Origin of the sequence: Rhabdonatronobacter sediminivivens, assembly GCF_013415485.1 — a bacterium.
Lineage (GTDB): Bacteria > Pseudomonadota > Alphaproteobacteria > Rhodobacterales > Rhodobacteraceae > Rhabdonatronobacter > Rhabdonatronobacter sediminivivens.
This window is the reverse complement of the sequence record NZ_JACBXS010000003.1, coordinates 153,385-167,366: the sequence shown is the minus strand read 5'-3', so window position 1 is coordinate 167,366 and position 13,982 is coordinate 153,385. Positions and strand designations below refer to the sequence as shown.

Genomic DNA, 13,982 nt, shown 5'->3' with positions numbered 1-13,982 from the left:
TCTCCGTTCTGTGTCGCAACTGAACAGAATCACAACCTGCTGAATTCACTCAACTCATTTCCGATTGGCCTCTGAGGGCAGGGCACGCATGCCTGCCGGGACCCGGTGAAAGATGAACCGGGCCATGACGGCGGCCCCTCGATGCTGCCAGGGACGCCAAAGCTGATCCGGGGCGTTGAAAGGGTCGGCGCCGTCCCGGCAGACCGGGTTGCAGCAGATGCCCGAGCGGCCCTGGTGTCAGCGACCCGGACCGCGCAGCGCCAGGTCTCTGTGGCGTAGCCCGGGGCGCAGGCGCTCATGAAGGCCGCATCGTTAAAGCATCTATTCTGTCCCCCCCCCTGAGCCGGTTGATGGTGCGGGCAAGCCGCTCAACCCGGTCCCGGGTTGCACCGATCTTTTCGTTGACACTTTCGGTGGCCTCTCGCGCGCGTTCGGCCAGGCTGCGCACTTCGGAGGCCACGACGGCAAAGCCACGTCCGGCCTCACCGGCGCGGGCCGCTTCGACCGAGGCGTTCATGGCCAGCAGATTCGTCTGGCGCGCGATGGCCTCGATCGTCTCGACAACCTCCGAGATCTCCTTGCTGGACCGGGTGACATCATGGACAGCCTCATTCGTGTCCTTCACCGCCTGCGCCCGTGCGGTGATATCCGCCCCATACATCAGGTATTTCTGGATCGTGCCCTTGATATCCGTCAGTGTCAGGAAATAGGCCTCGAAGATGGCGTCCTGCCCTTGGGCGGTTGTGAAGATCACTTCCTTCTGCTGTTCGCCCGTCTGGTTCAGGGCGCTGATGGCGTTGCTGCCCAGCAGATCCTTCAGGGCCGGAAGCTGCTGCCTGCCCAGATACTTCCGAAGGCAGTCATTGGCAGCAATCGCCTGTCCGTCGCTGTCCCATTCCGCCATGGCCGCACTTTTCGAAATCGCCTCCAGCTTGCGCGCGAATTCAAGCGATGCCAGCTTGGTCGGGGTGATGTTGGCCTGGATCGAGATAAAACTTTCGATCCGGCCAGCCTTGTCCCTGACCGGGTTGATGGCCAGCGAAATCCAGTAGGGCGAGCCGTTCCTGTCGTAGTTCAGGATTTCTTCATAGAAGGGCTTGCCTTCGGCCAGGGCCTTGCGGATGCGGTTGACGGTTTCGGGGTCGGTCTCGGGGCCCTGAAGAAAGTGGCCCGGCTTGCGGCCCCGGACCTCCTCTGCGGTATAGCCGGTCAACCGGCAAAAGCCTGCGTTCACATAGACCAGCCGCCCCGAGACATCGGTGATCAGGACAGAATTGTCGGTTTCATCGGCCACCAGCGACAGCAGGCGTATATGTTCGCGCTGCGCCACATCCGCTGTGATATCGCGCAGGAAGGCGGTGTAGGTGATGGCTCCGTTATCGCGCGGAACCTTTGACACGGACAGGCTGGCCCAGCGCTTCTCACCATCCTTGCGCACCAGCTCCACTTCCCGGAAGGATCCGACGATACGGTTCACGCCGGTCATGCGGTTACGGTTCACATAGTCATCATGCTGGGCGCGATGGTGGTGCGGAACCAGCATGTCGACATTCCTGCCGATCACCTCGTCACGCTCAAATCCCCACAGGGCTTCGGCCGCCGGGTTGAAGAAGGTCACCTGGTTCAGGTCATCGATCTCCACCACTGCATCAATGGCCTGGTCCAGGGTTTCGCGCAGCTGCTTTTCCGCCGCCCGCAGCGACGAGATATCCTTGAGGAACGCCGTGTAGCAGATGCCTTCGGCGGTGGTGATCCTGGACAGGGTCAGGCCCACCGTGCATTGGGTGCCGTCGGCGCGTTCGATAAGCACCTCGCGCATTGTGCCGACGATCCGGTTTTCGCCGGTGGTGCGGTTGCGGTTGACCATGGCGTCATGATCCTTGCGCATCAGCGCGGGCACCAGCATCTTGACGTTCTTCCCCAACACCTTGTCGCGCGGGATGCGCCACAGATCCTCGGCCGCCTTGTTGAAGAAGGTCACATTGTTCTGCGTGTCGATCGATACAACCGCATCGAGTGCCTGCTCCAGAACCGCATCCGTGACCGAAGGCGCGGGCAGCTCCAGCGTGACCAGTGTCAGCTTTTGCCCATCGATCCGGACCGGGTGCCGACCCTGCACCGGCGGGATGCCTGTTTCGCCTGCGCGCAGACGCCCCGGCGCCAGAAGCCGGTCTAGCGGCAGGCCCAGAAGATCAGAGCCCCATTTGCCGGTCAGGTCACTGAACGCGCCGTTGGACCCCTGCACGGTGTTCTCGGCATCGACCAGCACCGCGGGTTTGGAGATTTCCTCCAGAAAGCTGAAGGTGCCGGATTTCGGTTTTGATGTCGGGTTCCAGAATCGCATGATGCATCTGCTTGTTGCGGCAACTGCCAGAACGCTAGCCTCGATGCGTTAAGAAGCCGTTTTCGCCAATGCCCGGTTCCCCCGGCAATCAGCCGCCGCCAGAAGGCGCGGTTTCGCGTCCCCTCGCCCATCGGGCTGGAGCCGACCGCCCCGATGGGCGATCGTTTGCCGCGCACAGGCGCCTTGCGGTCCGCTCAGCCCCGGACGCGGGTATTCTCGGGGTCGTATAGCGGTGCCAGATGCAGCGTGGCAGGCACGGTTTCACCTGCAACTTCAATGGCATAGCTGCCGTCGCGCAGCCAGCCCGCATCCACGCCATCACGATTGCGCACATATCCCAGCCCCATCGGGCAGCCCAGGGTATGCCCGAACCCGCCCGAGGACAGCCAGCCCGCGCGCACCCCGTTGCGCAGGATGGTTTCGCGCCCCAGCAGCACCACGGACGGATCGGCGACGGTGAAGGCCGCCAGCCGCTTTTTCACCCCGTCCCGGCGCTGGCGTTCCAGCGCGGCGCGCCCGATGAAGGGCAGGTCGGTGTTCAGCTTCACTGCCCAGTCCAGCCCGGCCTCGACCGGGGTATGGTCGGGGCCGATATCCGCCCCCCAGGCGCGATAGCCCTTTTCCAGCCGCAGGGTTTCGATGGCCCGATAGCCGGCATTGCACAGCCCCAGGGGGCGCCCCGCCGCCATGAGCGCGTCATAGACGGCCTGCGCGACCTCAACCGGCATGTGCAGCTCCCACCCCAGCTCGCCGACATAGGTCACGCGCAGCGCCAGCACCCGCGCCCCCGCAACGATGATGTGGCGCGCAGAGCCGAAGGGCAGCGCGGCGTTGCTGACGTCTTCTTCGGCCACCGCCGCCAGGATATCGCGCGCCCGCGGCCCCATCAGCGACAGCACCGCCGCGCCCGAGGTCACATCCGACAGGGTGGCGCGGGCGCCTTCGGGGATGTTGCGGGCGATCCAGTCGAAATCATGCGTGGCAAAGCCGGTGCCGGTGACGATGTAGAAGCGATCCGCACCCAGCCGCGCCACGGTCAGGTCGCATTCGATCCCGCCCTGTTCATTCAGCATCTGGGTATAGCTCAGCCGCCCCGGCGCGCGCTCGACCCGGCCCGCGCAGATGCGCGACAGCACCGCCGCCGCATCGGGTCCCTGCAAGCTGAACTTGGCGAACGAGGTCTGGTCGATCAGCACCGCCGCCTCGCGCGCGGCGCGGTGTTCGCGGGCCACGGCCTCGACCCAGCCGGGGCGGGTCATGCTGTAGCGGTCGCGCGGTTCCTCGCCCTTGTCGATATCGGCAAACCAGTTGGGGCGCTCCCATCCCAGCTTTTCGCCGAAACAGGCGCCCGCCTCCTTCAGCGTGGCATAAAGCGGCGAGCGGCGCAGAGGGCGGGCGACCTCGGCCTCCTCGCCGGGCCAGGCGATGGTGTAATGGCGCCCGTAGGCTTCCAGCGTGCGCGCCCGCACCCAGTTTGTGGACGCATGCGGCGCGCCGAAGCGGCGGATGTCCACCGGCCACAGGTCGAAGGGCGGCGCGCCGTTGGCCACCCATTCCGCAAGCGCCATGCCCGCCCCGCCGCCCGCGGCAATCCCGAAGGCGTTGAACCCCGCGCCGACAAAGAAACCCGGCAGGCCCGGAGCCTCGCCCAGGATGAAATTGCCGTCAGGGGTGAAGCTTTCGGGGCCGTTGACCAGTTGCTTGATGCCTGCGCTTTCCAGCGCGGGCACGCGGCCCACGGCGGCCTCCATGAACTGTTCGAACTGTTCGTAATTCGATGACAGCAGGGTGTAATGGAAGCCTTCGGGGATGCCATCCACGGCCCAGGGGATGGGGTTGGGCTCATACCCGCCCATGACCAGCCCGCCGACCTCCTCTTTCCAGTAGATCAGGCGATCAGGGTCGCGCAGGGTCGGCAGGTCCGATGTCACGCCTGCAACGGGTTCGGTCACCATATACTGGTGTTCGACCGATACCAGCGGCACGCTGACCCCCACGGTCGCGGCCAGATCGCGGGTCCATTGCCCGGCACAGACGATCAGGCCCTCGCAGTCCACGGTCCCGCGCGAGGTTTCGACCCCGCGCACGCGGCCCTTCTCCACAACAATCCGGGTGACGGCGGTATCTTCGACGATCTGTGCACCCGCCATGCGCGCGCCCCGTGCCAGGCTTTGGGTGATGTCCGAGGGGTTGGCCTGACCATCGGTGGGCAGGTAAGCCGCGCCGATCAGGTCATCGACGTTCATCAGCGGCCACAGCGCCTGCGCCTCGGACGGGGTCAGAAGCTGCATGTCCAGGCCAAAGGAATGCGCCGTGGTGGCCTGGCGCTTTACCTCCAGCCAGCGGTCCTCGGTGCAGGCCAGCCGCAGCCCGCCGTTCATCTTCCACCCCGTGGCGATGCCGGTTTCGGCCTCCAGCCTGCGATACAGGTCCACCGAATACCCCAGAAGCTGCGTGATATTGGCATTGCTGCGCAACTGCCCCACCAGCCCCGCCGCGTGAAACGTGGTGCCCGAGGTCAGCTTGTGGCGCTCCAGCAGCAGCACCTCCCATCCCAGCCGGGCCAGATGATAGGCGGTCGAACAGCCGACGATGCCGCCGCCGATGATGACCGCGCGCGCGGATGTGGGAAACTCGTTCATGTTGTCCTCAGGATTGAAGGAAGTCGGCCATGGCGGCGCGGAACGTCACCAGGTTGGTTTCGGTATAGGCGGCAAAGTCGAAATCGAGCGTCGAATGGGTTTCGGACACCATGCTCCACAGGGTTTCGCGCAGGGCGGCGGCGCATTTCATGGCGCGATAGGCGCGCAGGCGCCCGCCATCGGGGGGTGTTCCGAAATAAGCTTCGAGCATGTGCAGCTCCTGCGCCTCGGACAGCCCGTTGTTGGCCGCCAACCCGCCCAGGTCAAAGAGCGGTGAGCCCCAGCCGGCATAATCCCAGTCGATCAGCCACAGCCGCGCGCCGTCATCGATCAGGTTCGCGGGCAGCAGGTCGTTGTGGCCGAACACCATGTCCACCGGGCCGGTCGCGGCCTCCAGCACCGCCGCCGCCGCCATCAGGTCGGGCACCAGCCCCGCGCGGGGGCTGCCTTCGGCCACCAGCCGGGCGCCATAGTCGCGGATGACGTGATAGACCCAGAACGCCAGCGTTGCCCCGCGCAGATGCGCGGGCATGTCGCGGTGCGCGCGCGCCACCAGGTCCAGCACGCGCTCCAGCATGGCGTCCTGCGCCACGTCCTCGGCCGCCAGTGTGCGCCCGTCGATGAACTCGATCACCAGCAGCCCCGGTTCGGAATGCAGCACCGCCGGAGAAATGCCCGCCGCATGGGCGGCACGGCTGGCCGCCAGTTCGTTGAAGCGCATCACCTGATGCACCGGAATGTCGGCGCCCAGCCGCACCACCGCGCGAACGCGCCCGTCGGTGGCCAGATGGTTGACATTGGTGATCCCGCCATCGAGCGGCGTGAACGTCACGCGCCCCTGCCAGATCGGCAACGCGCGGGCGCGGTCCAACAGCGCTTCGGTCATGATCCTCCCCTCCCTGTCAATCCCAGCCGTGCGCGGGTGCGCGCGGCCCCCGCCGCGATCAGCCGGTCGGCGATGATGGCGATGGCGGCCACGCCCAGCCCGGCGATGATCCCCTGCCCCACATCGGCGCGGGTCAGCGCGATATAGACTTCCTGGCCCAGATCACGGGTGCCCACCAGCGCGGTGATGACCAGCATCGAGAGCGCCAGCATGATGGTCTGGTTGATCCCCAGCAGGATTTCCGGCACCGCCATGGGCAGCCGGATGCGCCAGAGCATCTGCCAGCGGGTGCAGCCGCTGACGGTTCCGGCCTCGATCAGTTCCGACGGCACGCTGCGCAGCCCGTGCGCGGTGTAGCGCACCGCCGGGGCCAGCGCATAGAGCACCACCGCGATCATGGCGGCAAAGTCGCCGACGCGGAACAGCATCACCACCGGGATCAGATAGACAAAGGACGGCAGGGTCTGCAGCGTGTCGATGAACCCGCCGATCACCCGCCCCGCCCGGTGGCCCGAGGCCGCCAGCACCCCCAGCGGAATGCCGATCAGGGCGGCGATCACCACCGACAGCCCGCACAGGTACAGCGTGATCATCGCCGGTTCCCACAGCCCGGCCATGGCGATGAACATGACCAGCGCTGCGCAAAGCCCCGCCAGCCGTGCGCCGCCCAGCCGCCAGCCCGCCAGCGTGACCAGCGCCAGCACCCAGACCCAGGGCAGCGCCAGCAGGAAGCGGCGCAGCGGGATCATCACATTCAGCAGCAGCGCGTTCTTGAACGCCTCCAACTGGTCGAAATAGTTGACGTTGATGGTCCGTACCAGCGATGCCCAGAAATCGCGCGTGGTAATCTGCCACTCGGCCGGGAAGCTCTGCGCGGGGGGCCAGATCAGCCCCAGCAGCCCCGAAAGCACCGCCACCGCCACCAGCGCGGGGGCCCAGCGGTTGCGCGCCAGCCAGGACATGCCGCTGGCAGTGGGCGGGCGGGCACTGCGCCGGGCATAGGCCTGGCTGAGCCGGTCCAGCGCCACGGCCAGCGCGACAATGGCCAGCCCCGCCTCGATCCCCGCGCCGATGTTGAGACGCCGCAGCGCGTTGAGCACATCGAACCCCAGCCCCCCGGCGCCGATCATCGAGGCGATGATCACCATGTTGAGCGAGAGCATGATCACCTGGTTGACGCCCACCATCAGGTCCGGCTTCGCCGCAGGCACCAGCACCCGCCAGATGCGCTGGTTGCGCGTGCAGCCGACCATGGCGGCAAACTCGCGGATTTCCTCGGGGACCGAATGCAGCGCCAGCGTGGTCACCCGCACCATGGGCGGCATGGCATAGATCACGGTCGCCACCAGCGCCGCCACCGGGCCGAAGCCGAACAGGAACAGGATCGGCACCAGATAGGCGAAGATCGGCACCGTCTGCATCAGGTCCAGCACCGGGCGCAAGGCGCGGTCGAACCGGGGCGAGAGATAGGCCGCAACCCCCAGCAGCAGCCCCAACCCCACGCCGAACGGCACCGCAATGACGATCGAGGCCAGCGTGACCATGGCGCTGGCCCATTGCCCGAACACCGCCAGATACAGGAAACACCCGCCCACGAATGCCGCCAGCCGCCAGCCCCCGGCGTGCCAGCCCATGGTGGTGACAATGGCGGTGATGGCGATCCAACTCAGCGGCGGGAAATGGGTGACGGCGCGCGCGCCGCGCCCCTCGACCCAGCCCTCGACCAACACGAACCGCGCCGCCTGATAGGGCTGGTCCACCAGCCAGGCGATGCCGCGCGTCAGCTCCCGAAAGGTGAACAGCCCGAAATGGGCGCGGTTCACCAGCCAGTCCATGAAGCCGCGCACCGCCGCCTGCATGTCGATCACCAGCGCCGATGGCACCCGGATCAGCCAGCCCAGCCCCGGCAGCGCCTCCAGCAGCGGCGCCGCCCATCCCAGCGCCAGCGTCAGCAACAGAGCCACCGGCCAGAGCCAGCGTTGCGCCCCTGGGCGCTGCGGACCGGCCGGTGACGCCGTGGCGTGGTCGGGCGCGGCCAGTGTCATCCCCTCCCCCGGTTCACCAGCACGTCGATCACCGCCTGCCGCCCCACATGCCCGATCACCCGGTCCGCATCGTCGATCACCGCATGAGGCAGCGCGCTGGCCTCGATCCGGGCGGCCATATCCTCGATCCGCGCCGAGGCCGGCAGCCTGCCCGCCGTATCGCCCGGCGGAGCGCCCTCGGTCATGATCGCGCCCAGCGTGACCACCTTGGCCCGCGCCACATGGGCGGTAAAGGCGGCGACATACTCATCGGCGGGGCGCAGCACCAGTTCCTCGGGCGTGGCGACCTGCACCAGCACGCCATCCTTCATGATGGCGATCCGGTCGGCCAGGCGGATCGCCTCGTCAAAATCATGGGTGATGAAAACAATGGTTTTCTGCAAAAGCCTCTGTACGCGCAGGAATTCGTCCTGCATCTCGCGCCGGATCAGCGGGTCCAGGGCCGAGAACGGCTCATCCAGGAACCAAAGGTCCGGCTCGGCGGCCAGGCTGCGGGCGATGCCGACGCGCTGCTGCTGGCCGCCCGAAAGCTCGCGCGGGTAGTGGCCTTCGCGCCCTTCCAGCCCCACCAGCGCAATCACCTCACGCGCGCGATCCTCACGCGCGGGGCGGGCCATGCCCTGCACCTGCAGCGGGAAGGCCACGTTCTGCAACACGGTCAGATGCGGCAGCAGGGCGAAATGCTGGAACACCATGCCCATGCGGTGGCGCCGGATCTCGATCAACTCGCGCGGGGAGGCGCGCAACAGGTCCTGTCCGTCGAACAGGATTTCCCCGGCGGTGGGTTCGACCAGCCGCGACAGGCAGCGGATCAACGTGGACTTGCCGGACCCCGACAACCCCATGATGACGAAGATCTCGCCCGCGCGCACCTCGATGTCCACGCCGCCCACCGCGCAGACATGCCCCGAGGCGGCGATGGCCGCCGCATCGGGGACCGACCCGCCCGCCAGCAGGGCGGACGGATCGGGGCCATAGATCTTCCAGACATTGCGGCAGGCGAGGGTGACCGTGCCTTCTGTCATAGGGTCCGACACCCCGGGTGACTCACCCTTCGACCCAGGCGCGCCAGGTGTCCTCGTTCTCCCACAGCCAATCCTCGACCACATCCTCGACAGCGCCGCCTTCCAGATCAACCAGCGCGATCAGGCCGCCCATGGTGTCATTGTCGATGCTGAAGGCTTCGATCGCCGATGCAGCACCGGGCCATTTGTCGGCCACGCCCGCCCAGGCCACCTTCCAGATGGGGCCGCGCGGCTTTCCGCAATCAAAGGCCATGTCCGGGTTGATGCCCCAGGACGGGTCCTCGTAGCATTCGGCGGTGTATTCGGGGAACTCCACCCATTCACCGTCAAACTGCATCGGCGCCCAATGCGGGGCATAGACCCACAGCAGGATCGGCGCCTGCCGCTGGTAGGCGGATTCAAGCTCGGCGAAGAGCGCGGCATCGGTGCCCGCGTGGATCACCTCATAATTCAGGCCCAGCGCCTCCACCCGCTCGGGGTCGAAGCCGCCCCATGTCACCGGCCCGCCCAGATACCGGCCCCGGGGCGCGGTTTCGGCGGTGGCGAAGACCTCGGCGCAGTCGTTCAGCGCGGTCCAGTCCGGCAGGCCGGGGCACAGCTCCTTGACATAGGAGGGATACCACCACTCCTCGATCGCCTCCATGCCGGTGGAACCCATGTTGACCACGGTGCCGGTGGCGACGGCTTCGTCCATCGCCTCACGCCCGGTGGTTTCCCACATCTCCATCGCCACATGCAGATCGCCGGTCTTCAGCCCCGCGAACTGCGCCAGGTAATCGGCCTGCACCAGTTCCACATTATAGCCCGCTTCTTCCAGCACCCGGGCCATGATGTTGGTGGTGATCAGCTGCCCGGTCCAGTCATGCAGGGTCATCCGGATCGGATCGGACGATTCGACCTGCGCCAGCGCGGGCGCCCCCGCGCCAAGCGCCACAACAGCCGCCGAGGCCATCAAATTCCTGAATGTCATGTCCCTGTCTCCCCGCTGGTATGGCTGCCCTTGCGGCACCCTGTGGGAAAAGCATCTGCGCGCATCACAAAGCTGTCAACAAAAAATGCATATAATGCCGGTTTGGTGTTGCTGATTACGGATTAAACGTTGATAATCTGATTGTTTTCTACGCTGACACAGGCCGGATCATGGACCCATCGCCCCGCGCACGCGCCATACTTGATGCGATTTCGGCCACCGGCACGGGGCGAATCCCCGATCTGTCACGGCGGCTGGGCGTGACCGAGGAAACCATCCGCCGCAACCTGCGCCGGATGGAGGAAGCGGGCCTTGTCACCCGGTTGCGGGGTGGCGTGCGCTTGCGTGACCGGGTGGGTGAAAGCGCGGGCGAGGCAAGTTTCGTGCATCGCTTCGCTGAGAATGCAGCCGCCAAGCAACGGATCGCGGCGCATCTGGCCGGGATGATTGCGGATGGCGCGACCCTGTTTCTGGACGTGGGCGCCACCACCGCCCATGTGGCACAGGCGCTGCGGGTGCGCCGCGATCTGATGGTGGTGACGAATTCCCTGCCCGTGGCGCAGGCCCTGGTCAGCCATAACGGCAACCGCGTGTTCATGGCGGGGGGTGAGTTGCGCGCCCATGACGCGGGCGCCTTCGGGGATGAGGCGCTGAGCTTCGTGCGCCAGTTCCGGGTGCGCCACGCGGTTCTGTCGGCGGCTGCGGTGCAGGCGGACGGCGGCTTCGCCCTCCATGACCTGCGCGAGGCCGAATTCTCGCGCGCGATCATCGACTGCGCCGAACAGGCGATCATCGCTGCCGATGCCAGCAAGTTCACCCGCAGCGCCCCGATCCGCCTGACCGACCCGGCGCGGATTGCGACCCTTGTCACCGACGCTCCGCCCCCATCGGCCATCGCCCGGATGCTGGCCGCCGCCGAGGTCCGCGTGGAAATCGCCCCGCCTCTGCGCCCCGAGGGCGGGTAGGGGCACAACCCGGCCAGAAGGTTGCCTCCCCGGGGCGCACCCGTGACGGCTGCCCCGCGCCCGGGACCTGCAACCCCAAGGTGCCTCCTCCCTTGCCAATCGGTTCGTCACATCGTCAGATGGACGCAAACCAAGGGACAGGTATCATGGACGCATTGCAGGATTTCTACCCCGAGACAGACCCCTATGAGACCGGGTTCCTGGACACCGGCGACGGGCATCAGGTTTACTATGAACGCGTGGGCACGCCCGGTGCGCGCCCGGCGGTGTTTCTTCATGGCGGGCCAGGGGGCGGGATCAACCCTGAGGTCCGGCGTTTCTTCGACCCTTCGCGCTATGACCTTCTGTTGTTCGACCAGCGCGGCTGCGGCCGGTCCACGCCCCATGCCTCATTGGAGAACAACACCACCTGGCATCTGGTCGCCGATATCGAGCGGTTGCGCGTCCTGGCGGGACATGACCAATGGCTGGTTTTTGGCGGCTCCTGGGGATCGGCGCTGGCGCTGGCCTATGCACAGACCCACCGCCGGCGGGTCAGCGCCCTGATCCTGCGCGGCGTCTATACCGTGACCCGAGCCGAGATCGACTGGTACTATCGCTTCGGCGTCTCGCAGATGTTCCCTGATGCATGGGAGCGCTTCATCGCACCCATCCCCGAAGCGGAGCGCGGCGACCTTGTGGCCGCTTTCCGCAAGCGGCTGACCTCGGACGATGCGGGCGCGCGCCTTGAGGCGGCCCGGGCCTGGGCCATCTGGGAGGGTGAGACGATCACCCTTCTGCCGCGCCCGGGCATCGAGGCGAAATTCGGCGATCCCCATTTCGCGCTGGCCTTCGCCCGGCTGGAAAACCACTACTTCCTGCATGATTGCTGGCTGGAGCCCGGGCAGTTGTTGCGCGATGCGCACAAGCTCGACGGGATCAAGGGGGAGATCATCCACGGTCGCTATGACATGCCCTGCCCGCTGCGCACCGCCTGGGATCTGCACAAGCGCTGGCCAGCCTCCCGGCTGCACATCGTGGAGGGTGCAGGTCATGCGGCGACCGAGCCGCAGATCCGCGACCGCTTGCTGCGCGCCACGGACCGTTTCGCGCAAGAGGGCGAATGAAGCTTTTGCCGCGCGACAGGGTTGCGCCGGGGCACGGGCCGGGGGTGAAAGCTGAAACCCCAGGACCTGCCTGGCCATCGCCAGCGCATGGCCCGCGGCGATCTGCGCGGCTTCGCCCGCCAAAGGTTAACGATCCGCTAACGCCCCACATGGCATGGTCATCTTGCCGCGAATGATTGATTCGCATGATGGCAAAAATCATTGATATCGGGCGGTGCGCCCGGGGCCTTGCGCCTCATTCGCCCGCCTCAAGAAGTTAGTCGCATGCCGTAACTCTCCGGCCGACGGAGGGCATGCGCAGTGACGCAAGGCGGTCACGTTCCACGACCCATTTCCGTGGAGGCCGCTCGGCGTGTCGGGGGGGTCCTGAATTTCCAGGGCGCCCCCGACGAATATTCCCTTTTCTGACCGGCGCGCTGCGCCATCTGCTGCCTTGCGGGCCGTCAGCTTTGCAGCGCGGCCCAGCGCTCGATCAGCTCCTGCTGCATCCGTCGGGCGCGGCGTGTCCAGGCCACACCGCCTTCGGGGCGTTCGCGCTGGTCATCCGGCAGCCCCGCGCGGCGCGGCAGGTCGGATGCGGAAATGGCAAAGGCCAATTGCCGCCCGCCCGGCACCTCGACCACGCCCCCCAGGGCCGAGACGAAATTCAGCGTGCCGGTCTTGGCGCGCACGGTCAGCGGATGGTTGCGGATGGCATTGCCATTGGCGTCGCGCATCTCATGGTCGCGCAGCAGTTCAGGCAGGGTGCCCTCGGCGCCGCTGCGGGCAAAGAAGCGCGCCAGATCAGCCATCGAAACCCCCGCATCGGCGCCCAATCCGGAATGATCGGTAAACCCTGCCGTGGTCAGACCGTAGCGTTGACGCGCCCATTGGTTCATGGCCTGGGCGGAATGGGCCAGCGACCGCGGCCCCACGCCCAGCGCCGTGCTGGCGGCCAGGCCCAGGGCCTCGGCGGTGATGTTGGTAGAAAAGCGCAGCATGTCGCGGATCAGCAGCGGCAGCGGGTCGGACTGATGTTCGGCAAGGACGGTGCCGCCGGCGCGCCCGCCAGTCTGCCCGGCAGGCAGGGTCACGCCCTGCCCGGCGGCAAGCGTGCGAAAGACATCAGCCGCATACAGCCCCGGCTGGCGCACCGGCAGCCAGCGCGCCCCGGAATTGCCCAGCGCCGCCTGCGCCACTGTCCAGCGGTCGCGCCCGCCATCGCTGGCAAAGGTGTAGACGGGGGATCGCCGGTTGATCACTTGCATTTCGGCCATGCCGACCACCGGCTGCAGCCGCGCCGAGCGTGCATCCATGGCCACCGCATAGCCCCCGCCGCTGCGCCGCCAGCTGAAATGCACGCGGTTGAAATTCAGGTTGAGCCCCGAGATCGTGGCATTGTACCCCGCCTGCACCGGCTGATCATTTGCAATACGGGCAATCGCGGGCAGGGCGCTGTCATCCACCAGAAACCGCCCCGAAACCCTCTGCACCCCCCGCGCCCGGAGGGCCGCGGCCAGTCCGGCGAGGGCATCGGTATCCAGCACCGGATCGCCGCCTCCGGCCAGCACGAGATCGCCCTGCAGCACCCCGCCCGAAATGCTGCCGGTCGATGTCAGCCGGGTGCGGAAGCGGTGCGCCGGGCCCAGCGCGTCCAGCGCGTAAAGGGCTGTCACCGCCTTGGTCACGCTGGCAGGCGGCAGCGCGCGGGTTTCCGCCGCCGATTCGATCATCCGCCCCGTCTGCATGTCGATCACCGCATAGCCCACAGTGCCCCCCAGCCGTGCGCGGGTGATGATGTCATTGACCGGGGCGGCCGGGGCCAGCCGTGCGGCACCGCCTGCCAGGGGCCGGGCCGCCGGGCGGGGCGAGCGTGAAGGCGCCTGGGCACAGGCCGGAAGCGCCGCCGTGGCGGCGCCACCGGCGATCAGTTGCAACAGGGTTCGACGCGAAAGAATACGGTCCGGGGTCATGCCTGGGTAATGAAAGCTGCAATATGTCCAGGCGTGATTAACCACCC

Annotated in this window: 8 protein-coding genes and 1 pseudogene; 2 read left to right on the top strand and 7 right to left on the bottom strand. The window is 67.0% G+C overall.

All coding sequences use genetic code 11. The features are described 5' to 3' along the window. Positions 1–406 precede the first annotated feature (406 nt). The 6 genes and pseudogenes from HUK65_RS02565 to HUK65_RS02540 form a co-directional block, all read right to left on the bottom strand. Positions 407–2,344 (bottom strand): annotated as a pseudogene (locus HUK65_RS02565) (PAS domain S-box protein); the annotation flags it as partial. Between the two features lie 194 nt (positions 2,345–2,538). Further along, entirely contained in the window at positions 2,539–4,986 is a 2,448-nt protein-coding gene (locus HUK65_RS02560) for a GcvT family protein (RefSeq protein WP_179904558.1), read from the bottom strand. Positions 4,987–4,993: 7 nt separating this feature from the next. Next, positions 4,994–5,872, bottom strand: a complete 879-nt coding sequence (locus HUK65_RS02555; RefSeq protein ID WP_179904557.1) for a phosphotransferase — start codon at positions 5,870–5,872, stop codon at positions 4,994–4,996. Next, positions 5,869–7,917: an ABC transporter permease gene (locus HUK65_RS02550; RefSeq protein ID WP_179904556.1), complete on the bottom strand. Its 2,049-nt coding sequence runs from the start codon at positions 7,915–7,917 to the stop codon at positions 5,869–5,871. The genes HUK65_RS02555 and HUK65_RS02550 overlap by 4 nt, the downstream gene beginning before the upstream one ends. Further along, positions 7,914–8,942: a quaternary amine ABC transporter ATP-binding protein gene (locus HUK65_RS02545; RefSeq protein WP_179904555.1), complete on the bottom strand. Its 1,029-nt coding sequence runs from the start codon at positions 8,940–8,942 to the stop codon at positions 7,914–7,916. Before HUK65_RS02545 ends, HUK65_RS02550 begins: the two co-directional genes overlap by 4 nt. Positions 8,943–8,964: 22 nt before the next feature. Further along, positions 8,965–9,912 (bottom strand): ABC transporter substrate-binding protein, encoded by a 948-nt coding sequence (locus HUK65_RS02540; RefSeq protein ID WP_179904554.1) that lies wholly within the window; start codon positions 9,910–9,912, stop codon positions 8,965–8,967. 170 nt (positions 9,913–10,082) lie between these two features. Here HUK65_RS02540 and HUK65_RS02535 point away from each other — a divergent pair, with 170 nt between their 5' ends. Together HUK65_RS02535 and pip are read left to right on the top strand one after the other, a co-directional pair. Further along, on the top strand, positions 10,083–10,877 hold the full coding sequence (locus tag HUK65_RS02535; protein ID WP_179904553.1) for a DeoR/GlpR family DNA-binding transcription regulator: 795 nt from the start codon (positions 10,083–10,085) through the stop codon (positions 10,875–10,877). A 146-nt stretch (positions 10,878–11,023) separates the two neighbouring features. Next, positions 11,024–11,983 carry a prolyl aminopeptidase gene (gene pip / locus HUK65_RS02530; RefSeq protein ID WP_179904552.1) on the top strand — a complete coding sequence of 320 codons (960 nt, stop codon included), beginning with the start codon at positions 11,024–11,026 and terminating at the stop codon, positions 11,981–11,983. A 443-nt stretch (positions 11,984–12,426) separates the two neighbouring features. On the opposite strand, the gene dacB is transcribed toward pip, so the two are convergent. Beyond that, positions 12,427–13,935 (bottom strand): D-alanyl-D-alanine carboxypeptidase/D-alanyl-D-alanine endopeptidase, encoded by a 1,509-nt coding sequence (gene dacB, locus HUK65_RS02525; RefSeq protein ID WP_179904551.1) that lies wholly within the window; start codon positions 13,933–13,935, stop codon positions 12,427–12,429. Positions 13,936–13,982 lie beyond the last annotated feature (47 nt).

What these genes read in the sequence shown, in the direction of transcription:
- HUK65_RS02560 (WP_179904558.1), bottom strand. Translation starts at nt 4,986, where the DNA reads ATGAACGAGTTTCCCACATCCGCGCGCGCGGTCATCATCGGCGGCGGC.
- HUK65_RS02555 (WP_179904557.1), bottom strand. Translation starts at nt 5,872, where the DNA reads ATGACCGAAGCGCTGTTGGACCGCGCCCGCGCGTTGCCGATCTGGCAG.
- HUK65_RS02550 (WP_179904556.1), bottom strand. Translation starts at nt 7,917, where the DNA reads ATGACACTGGCCGCGCCCGACCACGCCACGGCGTCACCGGCCGGTCCG.
- HUK65_RS02545 (WP_179904555.1), bottom strand. Translation starts at nt 8,942, where the DNA reads ATGACAGAAGGCACGGTCACCCTCGCCTGCCGCAATGTCTGGAAGATC.
- HUK65_RS02540 (WP_179904554.1), bottom strand. Translation starts at nt 9,912, where the DNA reads ATGACATTCAGGAATTTGATGGCCTCGGCGGCTGTTGTGGCGCTTGGC.
- HUK65_RS02535 (WP_179904553.1), top strand. Translation starts at nt 10,083, where the DNA reads ATGGACCCATCGCCCCGCGCACGCGCCATACTTGATGCGATTTCGGCC.
- pip (WP_179904552.1), top strand. Translation starts at nt 11,024, where the DNA reads ATGGACGCATTGCAGGATTTCTACCCCGAGACAGACCCCTATGAGACC.
- dacB (WP_179904551.1), bottom strand. Translation starts at nt 13,935, where the DNA reads ATGACCCCGGACCGTATTCTTTCGCGTCGAACCCTGTTGCAACTGATC.